General features: G+C 63.7%; 17 protein-coding genes. 7 read left to right on the top strand and 10 right to left on the bottom strand.

Translation table 11 applies throughout. The features are described 5' to 3' along the window. Window positions 1–223: 223 nt before the first annotated feature. The 5 genes from coaBC (at window position 224) to slmA (ending at window position 5460) form a co-directional block, all read left to right on the top strand. Entirely contained in the window at window positions 224–1555 is a 1332-nt protein-coding gene (gene coaBC, locus PJK54_RS14185; protein WP_271303211.1) for a bifunctional phosphopantothenoylcysteine decarboxylase/phosphopantothenate--cysteine ligase CoaBC, read from the top strand. Then, complete coding sequence (gene dut / locus PJK54_RS14180) at window positions 1556–2014, top strand: dUTP diphosphatase (protein WP_271303210.1); 459 nt, start codon at window positions 1556–1558, stop codon at window positions 2012–2014. It begins immediately after the preceding gene. A gap of 181 nt (window positions 2015–2195) precedes the next feature. Beyond that, window positions 2196–3578 carry a phosphomannomutase/phosphoglucomutase gene (locus PJK54_RS14175; RefSeq protein ID WP_084207806.1) on the top strand — a complete coding sequence of 461 codons (1383 nt, stop codon included), beginning with the start codon at window positions 2196–2198 and terminating at the stop codon, window positions 3576–3578. A 231-nt stretch (window positions 3579–3809) separates the two neighbouring features. Then, window positions 3810–4727: an acetylglutamate kinase gene (gene argB, locus PJK54_RS14170; protein WP_084207805.1), complete on the top strand. Its 918-nt coding sequence runs from the start codon at window positions 3810–3812 to the stop codon at window positions 4725–4727. A 115-nt stretch (window positions 4728–4842) separates the two neighbouring features. Continuing rightward, window positions 4843–5460 carry a nucleoid occlusion factor SlmA gene (gene slmA / locus PJK54_RS14165; protein ID WP_077377757.1) on the top strand — a complete coding sequence of 206 codons (618 nt, stop codon included), beginning with the start codon at window positions 4843–4845 and terminating at the stop codon, window positions 5458–5460. Between the two features lie 78 nt (window positions 5461–5538). On the opposite strand, the gene PJK54_RS14160 is transcribed toward slmA, so the two are convergent. From PJK54_RS14160 to ftsY, 5 genes are all read right to left on the bottom strand, one after another. Then, the gene (locus tag PJK54_RS14160; protein ID WP_139345486.1) at window positions 5539–8196 is read right to left on the bottom strand and encodes a putative bifunctional diguanylate cyclase/phosphodiesterase; all 2658 of its coding nucleotides are present in this window, start codon (window positions 8194–8196) and stop codon (window positions 5539–5541) included. A gap of 178 nt (window positions 8197–8374) precedes the next feature. Further along, entirely contained in the window at window positions 8375–9250 is an 876-nt protein-coding gene (gene rpoH, locus PJK54_RS14155; RefSeq protein ID WP_084207803.1) for an RNA polymerase sigma factor RpoH, read from the bottom strand. A gap of 257 nt (window positions 9251–9507) precedes the next feature. After that, complete coding sequence (ftsX, locus tag PJK54_RS14150; protein WP_271303209.1) at window positions 9508–10578, bottom strand: permease-like cell division protein FtsX; 1071 nt, start codon at window positions 10576–10578, stop codon at window positions 9508–9510. Beyond that, window positions 10575–11243 carry a cell division ATP-binding protein FtsE gene (gene ftsE, locus PJK54_RS14145; RefSeq protein ID WP_077377747.1) on the bottom strand — a complete coding sequence of 223 codons (669 nt, stop codon included), beginning with the start codon at window positions 11241–11243 and terminating at the stop codon, window positions 10575–10577. Before ftsE ends, ftsX begins: the two co-directional genes overlap by 4 nt. Continuing rightward, window positions 11240–12874 (bottom strand): signal recognition particle-docking protein FtsY, encoded by a 1635-nt coding sequence (ftsY, locus tag PJK54_RS14140; RefSeq protein WP_271303208.1) that lies wholly within the window; start codon window positions 12872–12874, stop codon window positions 11240–11242. The genes ftsE and ftsY overlap by 4 nt, the downstream gene beginning before the upstream one ends. Before the next feature lie 106 nt (window positions 12875–12980). On the opposite strand from ftsY, the gene rsmD reads away from it, so the two are divergent. Beyond that, window positions 12981–13631: a 16S rRNA (guanine(966)-N(2))-methyltransferase RsmD gene (gene rsmD / locus PJK54_RS14135; RefSeq protein ID WP_271303207.1), complete on the top strand. Its 651-nt coding sequence runs from the start codon at window positions 12981–12983 to the stop codon at window positions 13629–13631. 180 nt (window positions 13632–13811) lie between these two features. After that, on the top strand, window positions 13812–14072 hold the full coding sequence (gene zapB / locus PJK54_RS14130; RefSeq protein WP_077377738.1) for a cell division protein ZapB: 261 nt from the start codon (window positions 13812–13814) through the stop codon (window positions 14070–14072). A gap of 124 nt (window positions 14073–14196) precedes the next feature. Here the strand turns inward: zapB and PJK54_RS14125 are convergent, their stop codons facing one another. From PJK54_RS14125 to lysS, 5 genes are all read right to left on the bottom strand, one after another. Continuing rightward, window positions 14197–14703: a GNAT family N-acetyltransferase gene (locus PJK54_RS14125; RefSeq protein WP_271303206.1), complete on the bottom strand. Its 507-nt coding sequence runs from the start codon at window positions 14701–14703 to the stop codon at window positions 14197–14199. Beyond that, a complete protein-coding gene (locus PJK54_RS14120; protein ID WP_271303205.1) occupies window positions 14700–15623 on the bottom strand; it encodes a hypothetical protein in 924 nt (307 codons plus the stop codon). Before PJK54_RS14120 ends, PJK54_RS14125 begins: the two co-directional genes overlap by 4 nt. Window positions 15624–15625: 2 nt before the next feature. Beyond that, entirely contained in the window at window positions 15626–15937 is a 312-nt protein-coding gene (locus PJK54_RS14115; RefSeq protein ID WP_077377728.1) for a BolA family protein, read from the bottom strand. Between the two features lie 254 nt (window positions 15938–16191). Then, window positions 16192–16575 carry a hypothetical protein gene (locus PJK54_RS14110; protein ID WP_084207797.1) on the bottom strand — a complete coding sequence of 128 codons (384 nt, stop codon included), beginning with the start codon at window positions 16573–16575 and terminating at the stop codon, window positions 16192–16194. Window positions 16576–16928: 353 nt separating this feature from the next. Further along, window positions 16929–18467 carry a lysine--tRNA ligase gene (gene lysS / locus PJK54_RS14105; protein ID WP_077377722.1) on the bottom strand — a complete coding sequence of 513 codons (1539 nt, stop codon included), beginning with the start codon at window positions 18465–18467 and terminating at the stop codon, window positions 16929–16931. Window positions 18468–18625: the final 158 nt, after the last annotated feature.

Here is an 18625-nt window from a genome sequence, read left to right as displayed (position 1 = left end):
CGTCACTGCCGCCAGCGTCACTCTCAACGCTTGCATGCCTGGCGCGCTTTCTGGCTGGCTGAGCCTTCCTGGCTCGCGGCTCGTCGTACCGCGACAGGTCAGTGTCCGCACCCGCGACAGACGGCGTGCCCGGCCAGCGACGCTACGCAAGGTTGCATCACGGTGATATGGTAGAGGCGAACGCGAGAGCTTTGACATTGACGGATCAGGGATGCAGGACACCATGCACTCACTCGCCGGACGGCGCATTCTGCTGGGCATCAGCGGCGGTATCGCAGCGTACAAGGCGGCGCTCATCACTCGTCTGCTGAAAAAGGCCGGGGGCGAGGTACGCGTCGCCATGACCGAAGGTGCCCAGGCCTTCATCACGCCGTTGACCCTGCAGGCGCTGTCGGGCAATCCCGTGCATACCTCGCTGCTCGATCCTGAGGCAGAGGCCGGCATGGGACATATCGAGCTGGCGCGCTGGGCGGAGGTCATTCTCATCGCCCCCGCCACTGCCGACCTCATGGCCCGCCTGGCCCATGGCCGTGCCGATGATCTGATCACTACCCTGTGTCTGGCCAACAGCGCACGCTGGTTCGTGGCCCCGGCGATGAATCAGGCGATGTGGGCGCACCCCGCCACCCAGCGCAACGCCCGGCAGCTCAGTGCCGATGGCTGGACGCTGCTCGGCCCGGCCAGCGGCGAACAGGCGTGCGGCGACGTGGGAGCCGGGCGCATGCTCGAGCCAGAGGAGATCGTCGCCGGTCTGAGCGCGCTGCTCGACGAGGGCGAGCCGGCACCATTGCCGGCAGCGGGCCTGACCATCACCATCACCGCCGGTCCGACCCGGGAAGCGCTGGATCCGGTGCGCTATCTGAGCAATCACAGCTCCGGAAAGATGGGGTATGCCCTGGCCAGCGAAGCCGCGGCACTGGGCGCAAGAGTTCGCCTGATCAGTGGGCCTGTCGCCCTGCCCACACCGCCTGGCGTCGAGCGCATCGATGTCGAGTCAGCCTTGCAGATGCAAGGCGCTGCCGAAGCGGCGCTGCAGGATAGCCAGGTCTTCATCGGCTGCGCCGCCGTCGCCGACTTCCGACCTGCCGCTGTCGCCGAGCACAAGCTCAAGAAGCAGGTCGGCGAAGAACAGATGCAGGTCCATCTGATCCGCAATCCCGATATCATTGCCGGCATTGCCGAGCAGAGTCAGGCGCGGCGCGCCAACGGACAGCCCGCTCCGCTGGTGGTCGGCTTCGCCGCCGAGACTCGCGATGTCCTTCGCTATGCCCGCGACAAGCTGACCCGCAAGCGTCTCGACATGATCGTGGCCAATGACGTCAGCACCCCGGGACTGGGGTTCGGCAGTGACAGCAATGCCGCCACCCTGGTGTGGCGACGCCCCGGCCAGGCAAATGACAGACTGCATGAACAGGCCATCGCAGCCTGCCCCAAGATTGCGCTGGCGCGTGCGATTCTCGAGCGCGCACTGGCACTGCATCAAGACGGCGCCCTCCATGGTGCCGCCAATTTGAACATGGCGACCTCCGCCATCGATGACCAGGAAACACCTTAGATGACCCGCCCCCGGCTCGAACTCAAGATCCTCGACGAGCGCGTTCGCGATTACCCGCTACCCCACCATGCGACTCCCGGCAGTGCCGGCATGGACCTGCGCGCACTGCTGGATGCCCCGCTGACACTGGCCCCGGGCGCCTGTGAGCTGGTGCGCACCGGCCTGGCGATCCACATCGCCGTCCCCGCACTGGCCGGCATGATCCTGCCGCGCTCCGGTCTGGGGCATAAACACGGCATCGTGCTGGGCAATCTGGTCGGCCTGATCGATTCAGACTACCAGGGCGAGCTGATGATCTCGGTCTGGAACCGCGGCGACAGCGAGTTCGTGCTGGAACCCGGTGAGCGACTGGCACAGTACGTGCTAGTCCCGGTAGTACAGGCCGAACTGGTCGAGGTCACGGAATTCGAAGCCAGCCAGCGCGGTGAAGGCGGCTTTGGCCATTCTGGTCGTCATTGACGAATCGTCACTGACAGCTCATTGCAGACGACTCGCCGTCACGACTCGCCACCGAAACCCGACAGCGCTCCGTGACAGACGGAACCGCTTGCTAGCCGCACTCGTCGGCATGCCGCGATAGTGTTCGCACGGCATGCCGACCATGACTTCTCACGATTGATTCAACCGACAGGGATGCACCATGAGTCAGGTACCCGCTTCAATTTTTCGCGCCTACGACATCCGTGGCATCGTGGATGAGACCCTCACCGAAGACGGCGTGCGCGCCATCGGCCAATCCATCGGTAGCGAAGCCGCGGCACGCGGTGAGTCCACCGTCGTGGTCGCCCGCGATGGTCGCCTCTCCGGCCCGCGCCTGTCCAAGGCGCTGATTGCCGGCCTGCGCGATGCCGGCCGTGATGTCATCGACATCGGCATGGTGCCGACCCCGGTGCTCTACTACGCCACCAATATCCTGGAAGGCACCCGCTCCGGCGTTATGCTGACCGGCAGCCACAACCCGGCCAATTACAACGGTCTGAAGATCGTGCTGGCGGGTGAGACCCTGTCCGGCGACACCATCACCGACCTTTATCGCCGCCTGCAGGAAGGCGATCTGGCGCAAGGCGAAGGTAGCCTGCGTGAAGAAGACGTGCGCGAACGCTACCTGGATCAGATTACCGGCGACGTGGTCGTCAAGCGTCCGCTCAAGGCAGTGGTCGATTGCGGCAATGGCGTGGCCGGTGAGCTGGGCCCGGAGCTGATCCGTCGCCTCGGTGTCGAGACCATCCCGCTGTTCGAGGAGATCGATGGCAACTTCCCGAACCATCACCCGGACCCGGGCAAGCCGGAAAACCTGCAGGACCTGATCAGAACCATGCAGGAAACCGGCGCGGATATCGGTCTGGCCTTCGATGGCGACGGCGATCGCCTCGGCGTCGTCACGCCCAAGGGCGAGATCCTGTATCCCGACCGTCTGATGATGGCACTGTCGGAAGACCTCATCGAACGTGTACCGGGCGCGCGCATCATCTTCGACGTCAAGTGCACCGGCAACCTGGCCACCGTGATCGAGAAGGCGGGGGGCACACCGGAAATGTGGCGCACCGGCCACTCCCTGATCAAGGCGCGCATGAAGGAAACCGGCGCGGCCCTGGCCGGCGAGATGAGCGGCCATATCTTCTTCAAGGAGCGCTGGTTCGGCTTCGACGACGGCCTCTACGGCGCGGCGCGCCTGCTGGAAATCCTCGCCAAGCAGGATGTCGATGCCGACACCTTCTTCGCACGCTATCCGCAGGATCTGGGCACCCCCGAGATCAACGTGGAAGTGACCGATGAGACCAAGTTCGCTATCGTCGAGCGACTGGCCAGCGAAGGTGACTTCGGTGACGACGGCGTGAAGACCACGCTGGATGGCATTCGCGTCGACTATGCCGACGGCTGGGGCCTGTGCCGCGCCTCCAACACCACACCGGTGCTGGTACTGCGCTTCGAAGGCAAGTCAGAGGCGGCGCTGGAGCGCATCAAGGACAGCTTCCGTGCCGCACTGAAGCAGGCCGAGCCAAGCATCACCGCCCCATTCTGATCGAGGCGTTCTGATCGGCCCGGGCAGGCGATCAACGACCGGCGCGGCAGCAGGATGATCGCCGTGCCGGTCCGCTGACTCCCCGGCCCGGGTGACTCTTTCCCATGGCAGCGCCGGTTGCCATCACCTCTTTCCATGACGTGGTGCGCGCAGGCGTAACGCAAGTGATAGTCTCGAGTGACAGTGTCCGAACTCTCCTTTCGGACCCAATTTCTGTGGAGTGATACGTTGATGAGCCACGCCAACCGCGACCCGCACCAGGTGGTCGAGGTCCTGTCCGAAGCCCTGCCCTATATCCAGCAGTTCTCGGGCAAGACCGTGGTGGTCAAATACGGCGGCAACGCCATGACCGAAGATACCCTGATCGACTCCTTTGCCCGCGACATGGTGCTGATGAAGGAAGTCGGCATCAATCCGGTGGTCGTGCACGGCGGCGGCCCTCAGATCGGCGCCCTGCTCAAGAAGCTGAACATCGAATCACGCTTCGTTGACGGCATGCGCGTGACCGACTCAGAGACCATGGATGTGGTCGAGATGGTACTGGGCGGCCTGGTCAACAAGGGCATCGTCAATCTGATCAACCAGTGCGGCGGCAAGGCCATCGGCGTCACCGGCAAGGACAGCGGCCAGATTCGCGCGCGCCAGCTCAAGGTCACCCGCCACATGCCGGGCATGAATGCCTCGGAAATCATCGATATCGGTCACGTCGGTGAAGTCGAGCATGTCTCGACGGATCTGATCGAGCTGCTGACCCGCAACGACTTCATTCCGGTGATCGCGCCGATCGGCGTCGACGATGAGGGACGCAGCTACAATATCAATGCCGACCTGGTCGCCGGCAAGGTCGCAGAAGCGCTGGGGGCGGAGAAGCTGATGCTGCTGACCAACGTCGCCGGCCTTCTGAACGCCGAGGGCGAAGTCATGACGGGGCTGACCACCGAAGCGGTGGATGGACTCATCGAGGATGGCACCATCTATGGCGGCATGCTGCCCAAGATCAGCTGCGCGCTGGATGCCGTCAAGCAGGGCGTGCGCAGTGCACACATCATCGATGGTCGCGTACCGCATGCCACCCTGCTGGAAATCTTCACCAATGCCGGTGTCGGCACCTTGATCAGCAATGCTGATCCGGACACCTCCAAGGCATGAAGAGCATAAAGCCGGGGCCAGACTTCCGGTGATTCGCGCGAGGCCAGCGACACGCCTCAGGACACGGACCCGCCCGCAGCACATCGCTGCAGGCCGCGAGAAATGACAAGATTCCATGACGCAGGCGAATCCAAAACAATCACGTCGCGAACAGATCCTCCAGGCACTTGCCTTGATGCTGGAAGAGGACAGCGGCAAACGTATCACCACCGCGGCATTGGCACGTCAGGTCGGCGTCTCCGAGGCTGCACTCTATCGTCACTTCCCCAGCAAGGCGCGCATGTTCGAAGGGCTGATCGAGTTCATCGAGAGCACCCTGTTCGAGCGCATCGCGCTGATTCTGCAGGACAACGATACGGCTCATGCCAGGGTGCACCATATCCTGAGCCTGCTGCTTGGCTTTGCCGAGAAGAATCCCGGACTGTGCCGCCTGCTCAACGGCGATGCCCTGACCGGGGAGACGGCTCGTCTGCGCGTGCGCATGGCGCAGCTGTTCGAACGTCTCGAGACCCAGCTCAAGCAGGTACTGCGCGAGGCCGAGCCTCGTGAAGGCCTGCGGCCTGCCATTACCGTGACAGCCGCAGCCAATCTCCTGCTGGCCAGTGCCGAAGGCCGCATCGGACAGTATGTCCGCAGCGACTATCGCAAGCGACCCACCGAGCACTGGGAAGAACAGTGGAGACTGTTGAGTCGCGACCTGCTGCTGAGCAGCCAGGAGCGGATTGCCGTCTGACGGCCCTCCGCATGAGCAAAAGAAAAGCCCCCGCCTCGAAGAGACGGGGGCTTTTTCATGCCACCTTCACGTGCAGACTCAGTTGCCAGGCCCATAACGCTCGACGATGGCCGTCGCCGTCATCGGGCGCGCCAGCAGGTAGCCCTGATAACTGTCGCAGCGCAATCGCTTGAGCCCCTCGAACTGGGCCTGTGTCTCGACACCTTCCGCCACGATCTCGTGCCCCATCGAATGCCCCAGACTGATGATGGCACCTACCAGCTGGATGGCCTGCTCATTGGCTCCCTGCTCGCTGGCCACCTGACCGCCGCGCCCTTGCTCGGACGCATCTTCCGCCAGGGCGTCCATCTTCATCACGAAGCTGCGGTCGACCTTGAGCACATCCAGCGGCAGGGAAGACAGATAGGACAGTGACGAGTATCCCTGCCCGAAGTCATCCAGCGCCACACGCACACCGAGCTCCCGCAGTGCTCTCAGCACGCTGAGCCCACCCTCCATGTCCTGGATCAACAGGGTCTCCGTGACCTCGACCTCCAGGCGCGTCGGCGCGAGATTCTGACTCTCGAGCACGCTGATCACTTCATGCTCATAGCCCGAGGTCAGCTGGCGCGCCGAGAGGTTGACGGCCATGCGCGGCATGTAAAGGCCGCTTTCCTGCCAGCGCACCATCTGGGCGCAGGCCTCTTCCAGCACGAAACGCCCCAGCCGGAAGATGAGTCCCGTCTCTTCCGCGAGCGGAATGAACTGGGCCGGAGAGATCATGCCCAGCTCAGGATGCTGCCAGCGCAGCAACGCCTCGACCCCCAGCAGCTCTCCCGCTGCGTTCAGCTGCGGCTGGTAGTGCAGGAAGAGCTGCTGGCGCTCGATGGCTTGACGCAGGTCCTGCTCCAGCGTCATGCGCGAGGCGACATGCTTGTCCAGCGAGGATTCCCAGCGCAGGGCATGATCGCCACGCGACTTGGCATGATAGAGCGCCACGTCCGCATTGAGCATCAACGCCTGGGCATCACCATCTGCCTCGGCCAGGGAGTAACCGGCCGTCAGGCTGATGATCAAGGGACGCCCGAGAATCGTGAAGGGGCGCTCCAGCTTCTGCTGGACATCGGCCACGATCTGCTCGGCTTGCTCGCCGACCTGAGGGAAGTAGAGGCCGAACTCATCCGCCCCGAGACGCGCGACCAGGCCACCGGGCGGCAGGATGCGCCGCAGGCGCTCACCGATCGAGACCAGCAGCTGATCCCCCGCCTCATGCCCCAGGCCATCATTCACCGTCGAGAAGCGATCGATGTCGGCATAGATCATCACGCCTCCGATCGCGACCCGCTCATCCGCCGCCGCCATGAAGGCCTTGCGGTTGTAGAGCCCCGTCAAGGCATCGTGGCGCGCCAGGTAGTCGAGCTGACGCTCCGACTCCTTGTGGGCGCTGATGTCCAGCAGCAGGCCTTCCCAGTAACGTACACCCTCCTCCCCCTCGATCATCACGCTGCGGTCCAGCACCCAGCGCTCGTGATCCGCGACGATTCTGAACACCTGTTCATGACGCATCTGAGCGCACATCGCCCAGTGACGCGCCGACGCGACGGACGGGCGATCCTCGGGATGGATCAGCTCATTGAGGGTGATACCGGCCCCGACCAGAGACTCGGCCGAACGTCCGAACAATTCCGCGGCGCCACTGCTGATGAAGGTCAGCGTGCCGGTGTTGACCTCGATGCGATACACCACACCGGGCAGGTTATCCATCAAGGTCACCAGAGTACGCGAGCGCGCCGCCATCGATTCGAGCTCGCCCTCCAGCTCATCGTGGCGCTCACTGCGTTGCCGCTCGGCACGCGCGATCATCACGCCAAGCACCACCAGGAAGATGCCTCCCAGCAGCAGACCGAACCAGATACGCTGCCACCAGACCCACCACAGGCTCGAGACGGGCTGACTGACGACGCTGAACAGCTTGAGTGGTGCGATAAAACTGCCCGCCGCCATGCGCGGACGGCCATCAAAGCCGTCCACGTGATAGCGCCGCACGCCACGCTCGGAGATGTACTTGCCCATGTTGGCCAGCGTCGGCAACGGCAACTTTCCCGTCACCCCCAGCGCGTGCTCCTGAGGGCTGGAAAACAGCAGCAGACCGTTGGTCGAGAACAGGCGCAGGCGCTGCCCGTCATCCGCCCCCGGATTGGCCAGCAGACTTCTGGACTCCGAGAAATCCAGGCACCCGATCAGCAGCCACGCCTTGTCCTCGAGCTGCATATGGCGATAGAAAGGCAAGCCGGGCTGGCCGGACCCGAGAGGCAGTGCCGAACCGAACAACAGATTGCTTCTGCCGGGCAGGGATTGCGCCTCGGCCTGCGAGAGCTGCCACTTGCAGCTGCGCCCGACACCGATCTGATTGAGGCTGCTGCCACGATAATCGGCGAACGGCACCATCATCAGGGAGACCAGCGCCGGATGACGCCCCAGCGCACTCTCGAGCGAGCCTCTCCACTGCCTTGGTGTCTCCTCGTGCAACACACGCTCGAGCACCATCATCTCGCGGGCGACATCCGCCACGAGCTGTTCAGTCGAGATGTGCAGTTGCGTATCGAGCGCTTCGAGGCGTTGCATCTCCTGTTCGCGGACATCAAACCATTGTCCCGCCAGAAACAGCCCGCCCAACACCACCAGCAAAGCGACATTGATGCCAAGGATGCGCCACAGTGAATGTGTGCCTGGTTGACGCGAGGTAATCGGGTCCACATAGCCACCAATGAGGAAGGGAAATGACCGCTTAGCGTAGTGCAACAGAATGAAACATTCTGTTGCACGATACAACTGTCTACTGCCATAGCCGGTCGTTTCACTGTCCCTCAACGACAGAAGCCCCGCCGGAACACCGGCGGGGCTTCATCTACTGCGGGAAGTCAGCGAGGGAGTGTCAGGCAGCGAACCCTTCGCTCATGTCACCCATCGATTCACGCAGCTTCTTCATGGCGTTCTTTTCCAGCTGACGGATACGTTCTGCCGAGACACTGTAGATGTCTGCCAGCTCGTGCAACGTCGCCTTGTTGTCGCTCAACCAGCGCTGCTGGAGGATATCGCGCGAACGCTCATCCAGTGCTGCCAGTGCCTTGAGCAGACGCCCGTGGGAGTCATCTTCCAGATCCTGCTGCTCGACCTGAGCCGCCGGATCGAGACTGTGGTCCTCGAGATAATTGACCGGCGCCTGGTAAGCGGAGCTCTCGTCATCACTGGGACCCGCATCGAAGCCGGCATCGTGTGCCGAGAGACGACTTTCCATCTCGCGCACCACCGATGGCTTGACGTCCAGGTCGCCTGCGATGGCGTCCACTTCTTCATTGTTCAGCCATGCCAGACGCTTCTTGGCACCGCGAAGATTGAAGAACAGCTTGCGCTGGGCCTTGGTGGTCGCGACTTTCACGATGCGCCAGTTGCGCAGCACGAACTCGTGAATCTCGGCCTTGATCCAATGCACGGCAAAGGACACGAGGCGAACGCCCTGATGGGGGTCAAAGCGCTTGACCGCTTTCATCAGGCCGACATTGCCTTCCTGGATCAGGTCCGCCTGCTGCAAGCCATAGCCGCTGTAGCTGCGCGCGATATGTACCACGAAGCGCAGGTGCGACATGACGAGTCGACGGGCCGACTCCAGATGATTCTCTTCATGCAACCGCAGGGCAAGCTCATGCTCTTCTTCAGCAGTAAGCACAGCGATACGGTTCACCGACTGGATATAGCCGTTTAGATCTTGACCCGGTGACAGGTGGCCAAGTGGCTGAAGACTGGTGCTCATAATGCAGATGTCTCCATGGTTGCCTAACACGCATGCAAGTAGTGAGACTGTGAAGGTTGCGACAGGTTCCCGTCAATAGCTGTACATGACGTGTACAATTGTCATGACGAGTAGCGCTTCGTAACGCCAGCGGGTGTGCGGTACGTTTAACCACCCACCAGCCCCTTCACTGACGCCCGGCGCAATTGTTGCCGGAGCGTAACTGATGACCTTTCTGGAGAGGAACACTGGCGGAAAACCGCGAAAAAAGATCGGCATCAGCGCGGAGAAATACTCGCCAGATGACGTCCGACCGCGATCCAGGCCCCCAACCAACCCAGTATTGTACTCGAAAACAGCAGCGTGGTACCCCCTGTGATGCCCAGTGCGGGCAACACATAGTTGCCGCCATAACTTTGTACAAGAGCCGTCACGGGTGCCGCCAACCAGTTACCGCCAAGCGCCAGAATGCCACACGCCAGCAACCCGCCGCCCAGGCCATACCAGGCACCGCTATAAAGGAAGGGACGCCGCACGAAGGCGTGGGTCGCACCGATCAGGGTCACGACCTCGATCTCCTGCCGGCGGCTCTCCACCGACAGCCGGATGGTATTGCCTACCACCAGCAGCACTCCCAGTCCGAAGAGTAGCGCAAGTCCCAGCGTCACTTTCTGACCCAGCTCACTCAATTGACGCAGACGCTCCAGCCATGCCAGATCCAGTCGTGCACTCTCGACGCCCGGCTCGCCCTCGAGGCGTGCGGCAAGATCGCGGACGGATTCCGGCGAGGTATCCAGCGGCGTGATGACGATGCTGGCCGGCAAGGGGTTGTCGTCAAGCAGGCTCAGTGAGCGCTTGAGATCGAGTGCCTGGGCGAATTCCTGCATGCCCTCGGCGGCAGTGATCAGACGTACGCCTCCGACGCCCGGGGCGCCGCGCAGCGAGTCCGACAGCGTCAGTGCCTGGCTCTCGTCGACCGACGTCTCGAGATAGAGGGTGAGCTGAGCGCTGTCATTGAGCTCATTGTCCAGCAGGCGCGCGCTGTCCAGCGCTAGCCACAGCGCGGCAGGCAGTGTCAGCGCGATGGCGATCGCCAGCATGGTCAGCAGGCTGGCGACCGGAGTGACAAGCAGACGGTGTGCGCTGTCACGCGCCATGGCGCCATGATGACGCAGCCAGCTGCGATAGCGACTCTCGACGGAAATCCGGCTGGAGCGCGCGCCCTTGCGCGCCTGACGCTCGACAGACTCCGTGGATTCGACAGCGTCCGAGGCGGCCTTGGCGGCACGACCTCTTCCCGCCTGGCGCTTGTCGGACGAGGACTCGTGGTGAGTGCGGGGAGGGCTCATCGGGCCTCCTTGTCGGCAATCAGGCGACCGTCGGAAAGCTCCAGCGTGCGATGGTGCAGACGCGCGATCAGCGCCAGATCATGACTGGCGATCATCACCGTGGTACCGATGCGATTGAAGTCCTCGAACAGACGCATGATATCGGTCGAGAGTTTCGGGTCCAGGTTGCCGGTCGGCTCATCCGCCAGCAGCAAGGCTGGCTTGTTGACCACCGCACGCGCGATGCCCACGCGCTGCTGCTCCCCCCCGGAGAGTTCGATGGGCAGCGCCTTCTCACGATGCAGCAGGCCCACCTTGTCGAGAGCGGCACGCACGCGACGCGCCTGCTCGCGCGGCGTGACCCCTTGGATCATCAGGGGCAGCGCCACGTTGTGGAAGATGTTGCGATCGCTCAGCAGCTGATGGTCCTGAAAGACCACGCCGATCTGGCGGCGGTAGTAAGGCACCTGCGAGGCATGCAGGCGTCCGATATCGTGCCCGGCCACCAGGATACGGCCACGCGAGGGACGCTCGAGGAGCATGATCAGCTTGAGCAATGAGCTCTTCCCTGCCCCGGAATGCCCGGTCAGGAACGCCATCTCGCCACGCTCGATGCGAAAATCGAGCCCGGCGAGTGCATCGAAGCGCCCTCCATAGCGCTTGCCCACATGCTCGAAGGCAATCATGCCTCGCGTGTCTCCGCGCCATCCGCCGGACGTGCATCCTCTTCCTCTCCGGCACGCGCGAACAGGGCGTTGACGAAATCGTCCGCCGCGAAGGGCCGCAGATCATCCACTCCCTCCCCGACACCGATGTAGCGAATCGGCAGATTGAGCTGCTTGGCCAGCGCGAAGATGATGCCACCCTTGGCGGTACCATCCAGCTTGGTCAGCGTCAGGCCGGTGATGTTGACCGCTTCATGGAAGGTGGAGGCCTGTGACAGCGCGTTCTGACCGGTACCGGCATCCAGCACCAGCATCACTTCATGGGGCGCGGCGACGTCCAGCTTGGCCATCACGCGCTGCACCTTCTTGAGCTCTTCCATCAGGTGGCTCTTGTTGTGCAGACGGCCCGCGGTATCGGCGATCAGGATGTCGACGTTACGCGCCTTGGCGGCTTCCAGGGCGTCATAGATGACCGAGGCGCTGTCAGCACCGGTGTGCTGCGCGATGACCGGCACCTTGTTGCGCTCGCCCCAGACCTTGAGCTGTTCCACCGCTGCGGCACGGAAGGTATCGCCCGCCGCCAGCATCACGCTGCGGCCCTGGCTCTGGTAGCGCTTGGCCAGCTTGCCGATGGTGGTGGTCTTGCCGACCCCGTTGACCCCGATCATCAGGATCACGAAGGGGCCATCGCCCTTGGCCGGCAGCTCGAGATCCTTCGCGACCGGCGCCAGCATCACGCGCAGCTCTTCCTGCAGCGCTTCGTAGAGCGCCTGCGGTTCCTTCAATTCCTTGCGCGAGATACGCGCGGTCAGGTTGTCGATGATCTCGGTGGTGGCCTCGATGCCCACATCTGCCATCAGCAGCTGGGTCTCGAGGTCTTCCATCAGCTCATCGTCGATCTGCTTCTTGCCGAGGAACAGACTGGCGACACCCTCGGTCAGGTTAGCGCGCGTCTTGCCTAGACCTGCCTTGATGCGCGCGAAGAAGCCACGACGCGGCTTCTCACGTCCATCGCGCGCCGTATCGCGGGCATCCTCATCGTCCACCGTGGCATCAGCCTCCGCCACGGCGACTTCGGAAGCACGGGCCTCTTCTTCCAGGCGAGCCTGCTCCAGCGCGGCCTGTTCTTCGGCCTCGATGGCGGCCAGCTGCGCGGCAGCCAGGCGCTCTTCTTCTTCGCGGGCGGCGAGGCGCTCAGCTTCAGCCTTCTCAGCTTCAACTCGGGCAGCTTCCTCGGCGGCGAGACGCTCGGCTTCGGCCTTCTCAGCTGCCGCCTTCTCAGCCTCGACACGGGCGGCTTCCTTGGCGGCGAGACGCTCGGCTTCGGCTTTCTCAGCTGCCGCCTTTTCAGCCTCGACACGGGCGGCTTCCTCGGCGGCCAGGCGCTCGGCTTCGGCCTTTTCGGCTGCCGCCTTTTCAGCTGCAACCTTTTCAGCCTCGACACGGGCAGCTTCCTCGGCGGCCAGGCGCTCGGCTTCCGCCTTTTCGGCCTCTAGCTGGGCTGCCTGCTCGGCAGTGTCCTGCTTGCCGGAGTCCTGCTCGTGGGGCGTGGCATCTTGTGTCTGTTCAAGAGCCTGTTGCTCGAGGGCCTGCTGCTCGGAGGCTTGCTGCTCCTGAGCCTTGTGTTTCTTGCGCTTGAAAAAACCGAACATGGCGAGACAGTCCTGAACTCGTGAAAGTGGCGTCATCCTACCATCCCTTCAGGCCTTAAGGTACGCACCACGCGGCATCCGGCGTCGCACATGCTAGACTCGCGGCATGAAAAAACGCGCACCTCACAAAGGCCCCGCACGGGGCAAATCCTCAGCCCCCTCGCGCTCTGGCAAGGCAGGGCCAGCGGGGCGTCTGCGAATCATCGGCGGACGTTTCAAGCGCCGCCTGCTGACCGTGATCGAGGCGCCCGGCCTGCGGCCGACGCCAGACCGCGTTCGCGAGACACTCTACAACTGGCTCGGCTTTCATGTCGGTGGCGCCAGAGTACTGGATCTGTTCGCCGGCAGCGGCGCACTGGGACTCGAGGCGCTGTCACGGGAGGCAGCCCATGTCACCTTCGTGGAACGCGAGAGCCGTGTCGCTCGGGCGCTGGCCGACAACATCACGATCCTGAGCAATGAAGGCCCGCTGCCGGCGACGGTCATCACCGCCGACGTGATCCACTGGCTACAGAGCGGCACCCCGCCCGAGGAAGGCGTGGATCTGGTCCTGCTCGACCCGCCCTTCCGGCTCGGACTCGCCGCCGAGAGCTGCGAGCTGCTCGAGTCGCGGGGCTGGTTGAAGGATGGCGCCATGATCTATCTGGAAGTCGAGGCGGAGCTGACGCCTCAGGTCCCCGCCAACTGGCAGCTGCATCGCGAGAGTCGCGCCGGCGACAGTCACGGACGCCTCTATCGACGCCAGCAACCGGCCTGAGCACCTTTCGCGCTTGTGTCAATAAAGGCAGCATCGTAGTCTGCCTGCAGGCGGGTATCGCTGCGCCGTTCCGGCAGGGACTGCCGGGGTGGCCGATCTTCATCGCACCAGCATTCACCGCATACTTTTACCGCCCTCAACGAACACCCTCGAGCCCTTGGGGCCCGACAAGGAGATAGCATGAGCACTGAACTCTTTACCCAGCTTGAGCAGAAAGTCGGCCAGGCGATCGACTCCATCGAGATGCTGAAGATGGAAGTCGATGAGCTGAAGGAAGAAAACCAGCGTCTGAGCGACGCCAAGCAAGGCCAGGGCGAGGAACTGGAGCAGCTGCGTCAGGCCAATGCGCGCCTGCAGGAAGAGCGCGACCAGTGGGCAAGCCGTCTGGAAGGCCTGATCGCCCGCTTCAGCGAGAACGAGAGCGAGACCCAGAGCGCCTGATCACTCTGGCCTTGCACGACAACGCCGCCGACAGTCTCCTGTCGGCGGCGTTGTCGTCTCTGTCAGCAGTCGCTTGCGATGTGCCCCAAAAGGCCAGCCTCTGAAGAGCTGTCCTGCCGGCACCTCACTCCAGTGACAGCGACATCAGCAGCGCATCTTCGCGAGTTCCCGAGGGCGCAGGAGGCAAGGCCGGGTAGTAGCCGCGCCGCACGCCATCCACATGGAACCCGGCATGCGCATAGAGCGCACGCGCCGCGTCATTGCCTGCGCGCACCTCCAGCAACAGGCGCTCCAGCCCCGTGGCATGATGCCATTGTCTGGCGCACTCGATCGCCGCCTGCAACAAGGCCCGCCCGATACCCTGACCGCGCAGGTCAGCATGCACGGTGATCGCCTCGATCTCGGCCTCGAAAGGGCCGCGCGCCAGTACCACGAATCCCGCCAACCGCTCAGGCGTGGCTGGCGCATGCCAGCCAAGAATGCAGCGTGAGGCATCGCTGAGCACATCCGCCAGCTGGCATCTGGAGAGCCCATGCGCCTGGGTGCTCTCGATGGCCTGCAATGCCGCCAGCGTCGCATCGTCCAGCACCAGCTTGCGCACCGCGCCCGTCTCGCCGTCAGCCCCGCTCATGACGACGTGCCTTCCGTCATCCCGCGAGACCACGCCTTTCCCCAGCGAATCAGCAGCGGCCACAGCTGGCGCTTGGCATCACTGGAGCGCGCCAGCGTGGCAAGCTCGGGCCCCTGCCAGACGGGAATGTCCAGCAGACTTGAGGTTTCGGCGTCTCCCGAGGAGGAGGTGATGCCCAGCACCTCACGCAGGGTCGCGCAGTCTTCGCGATTGCCGAAGATCAGGACCCGCTCGGGCTGCCAATCACGGCGTGCGGGGCCATTCAGGAAGGCCCGCAATCCCTCCCGTGCCTCATCCAGCGGTGCACTGGCCTTGAGGTTCGCGAGCAATGGCCAGCGGAAGTGACTGAACGTCAGGTCTGTCGTCGGCGTGATGCCTGCCGCCCGCCACAATGCCTTCAGCAACGCCTCGCCTTCCAGATGCGGTGCCTCATCACCGGGCAACATGACCAACCAGCGTCCGTCGAGTGCTGCCAGCTGTACGCTGAATCGCAGCGGCGGCTGGTCGGCCGGAGGCGTGGCCTGCGCCTCGACCACTGTCTCCGTCGTCGCCTGAGCAGGTGGCGTTCCCCAGGAGGCCGTGCTGCTTGACTCGTCCCCCGTCGCCTCGCGGGTCTGCACGGCCGTGGCCACGGAGACCTCGGCCGGCGCCATGCCCAGGAGGGCGCGCGCACTGGCGGCGGGCGACGGTCCCGGTGCTCGCGCAGGAGCCGGCTCCGCCTGCGGCGAGCTCACCGTCGGTTGCGGCGCCTCTTCAATCAGCGCATGCAGACGTGCCTGAGGTGCCACCGGCTCAGCCACCACCGGCTCTGGCCATTCACAGGCCTCGGTGGGCAGCGCATTGGGCAGCTGATAGCGACCGACCCAGGCGGTCAGGCCCATGGCGTCCAGGTATTGCAGGCGTTGCGGTTCAGAGGTCATGGTCAGTGCTTGCCACCGCCCAGGCAGTTGGGGGATTCGGGAATCTCACCGCCGCGCGCCGTCCATTGCTGCGGGGTATACAGATGCAATGCCAGCGCGTGGACGGGGCCGGCGAGCTCTTCATCCAGCAGGGCGTACAACAGCTGGTGACGCTTGACCGGCATCAGGCCGTCAAAGCGCTCGCTGACCAGCGTGACCTTGAAGTGCGTCTCGGAATTGGCCGGCACGCTATGCATGTGGCTCTCGTTGACGACCTCGACCATCAGCGGGTCGAGCGTCGCTAGCTTGCTTTCTATCCGGGCCTGGACGCTCATGCGCGATCTCCTTGAATGGGGCAGCCGCCGAGCGGATGGACGGCAGGTGAAATGAAACGACATGTCGGGAAAAGGGCGCTCCACGTGACAGGTACCGCGTGGCAGATACCGGGTGACAGACACCAAGGGGAAAGCCGCCACGGGGAAAGCCGCCACAGAACGCAAATGGCCCCGAGCACATTGCCCGAGGCCATTGTAACGCCTGTCGCGCTGACTGACAGCGCCGTCACGTCAACAGACGGCGCGCGACGGACTCAATCGAGATCCGCCAGCAGCTCGTCGTCCACTTCGCAGACTTCCAACGGCGCCTCGTCATCCAGGTCAACGGCCAGGTAGCTGTGCTCGACGGTCAGGAAGCGCTCGAACAGCGCCTTGTCCATCGGCTCCGGCCAATGGCGGGTGTCTTCCTCCCAGGCGCGCAGCTCGCTTTCCAGCACGTCCAGCCAGCGCTCGGACACGAAGCCATCCAGCGCTTCGCGAGTGTCCATCTCGGGAATCAGGTAGACGGTACTCTCCTGATTGACATCCTCCAGCGCCAGATCCTCACCTCCCTCACCTTCGGATTCCAGCGAGTTGATCCAGTCGACAAACGCCTGGGTCGGCTTGACGCTCAGGGCGGAACGGTTAAGCAGCTTCATTCTGCACTCTCCAGGACATTCAGGGGACAATTCCCAAGGCAGGACACCGCCATCGTGGGTGGCTCGACACAGCCGGCACACGCTCTCGCACGGTAGACCTCGACGATACTGTCATCAGCTTCGGCACCATGAAACGGCTGACTGACAGGACGCCGACCATTATGGCCGCTCGCAGGCAACAAAGCCAAGCACCGCCTCGCCTCATCCGTGACGATTGCGCCTCGACCACCGCTCGTCGTCAGCCAATGTCGCCCTGCAGAGACCACGACGCCCCCGATCGAGGATCGGAGGCGTCGCAAGTGCCATCAGCGCGGTTCGTCACGATGACTCACCACGGGAGGCGAGCAGCGCGATCAGCCCTGCTGCGGACGCATCGCCGGGAACAGCAGCACATCGCGGATGGAGGCGCTGTCGGTCAGCAGCATCACCAAACGGTCGATGCCGATGCCTTCACCCGCCGTCGGCGGCATGCCGTATTCCAGCGCGCGCACGTAGTCGGCGTCGTAGAACATGGCTTCGTCATCCCCGGCATCCTTCTCGGCCACCTGAGCCTGGAAGCGCTCGGCCTGATCTTCGGCGTCGTTGAGCTCCGAGAAGCCATTGGCGATCTCGCGGCCACCGACGAAGAACTCGAAGCGATCGGTCACGTGCGGGTTGGCATCGTTGCGACGCGCCAGCGGGCTGACTTCGGCCGGGTACTCGGTGATGAAGGTCGGCTGGTCGAGACGGTGCTCGGCGACGGCTTCGAAGATCTCGGTCTCGAGCTTGCCCAGCCCCCAGATCGGCTTGACCTGGATACCGAGACGCTCCGCCGTGGCGCGTGCGGCGTCGTAATCGGCCAGGTCGGCTGCGGTGATGCCATCGCCATACTTGATGATCGACTCGCGCATGGTCATCTGGATGAACGGCTGGCTCAGGTCGTACTCGCTGCCCTGACAGGTGATCTGCGTAGTGCCGAGCACTTCCTGGGCTGCGGTGCGGATCATGTCTTCGGTCAGCGCGATCAGGTCACGGTAGTCCGCATAGGCCCAGTAGAACTCGAGCATGGTGAACTCGGGATTGTGACGCGTCGACAGCCCTTCGTTGCGGAAGTTGCGGTTGATCTCGAACACGCGCTCGAAGCCACCCACCACCAGACGCTTCAGGTACAGCTCCGGGGCGATGCGCAGGTACATTTCCATGTCCAGCGCGTTGTGATGGGTGATGAACGGACGCGCAGTCGCGCCGCCCGGAATCTGCTGCAGCATCGGGGTCTCGACTTCCATGAAGCCGCGGTCACTGAGGAAGCGACGGATGGAGGCGACGATGCCGGCACGCAGCGCGAAGGTGCGGCGTGACTGCTCGTTCATGATCAGGTCGACGTAACGCTGGCGATAGCGCATTTCCTGGTCGGACAGACCGTGGAACTTGTCCGGCAGCGGACGCAGGTTCTTGGTCATCAGCTGGGCGCTTTCGATCATGACGTACAGATCGCCCTTGCCGGACTTGTGCACCGGGCCACTGGCACCGACGATGTCGCCGATGTCCCAGCCCTTGATGTCCTCGAGCAGCGCTTCCGGCAGGCCCTTCTTGTCGACATAGAGCTGAATCTGGCCGGAGACTTCCTGCAGCACGATGAAGGGGCCACGCTTGCGCATGATGCGCCCGGCGACGGCGGCCTTGCGGTCCAGCGTCTCCAGCTCGGCCTTGTCCTTCTCGCCCAGCTCCGCCTGCAGGTCAGCGGCGAGGCTGTCACGACGGAAGTCATTCGGGAAGGCGCTCTTGCCTTCGGCGGCGGCCTGCTCACGGCGGGCACTCAGCTTGGCGCGACGTTCGGCGATCAGGCGATTCTCTTCCTGAGCCTGTTCGGCGGCCTGCTGCTCATCAATGGCGGGGGTCTGCTCTGTCGACATGGAGGGGCCTGTCTCGTATCAAAGGGTCATGGCCAAAGCCACGACAGATCAAGATCAGCCTGGGGATAGCGCATCAGGACTGATCGCGATTCGGGAATTCGTGGCCTCCGCCGGCGATACCGGCGGAGGCGAATGGGCGCTGGTTCGCGAGTCTCCTC

It is taken from the genome of Cobetia sp. MMG027 (assembly GCF_027947415.1).
Classification (GTDB): Bacteria; Pseudomonadota; Gammaproteobacteria; order Pseudomonadales; family Halomonadaceae; genus Cobetia; species Cobetia marina.
Note: the sequence above shows the minus strand (reverse complement) of the source record. Positions and strands in the feature narration are given on the sequence as shown.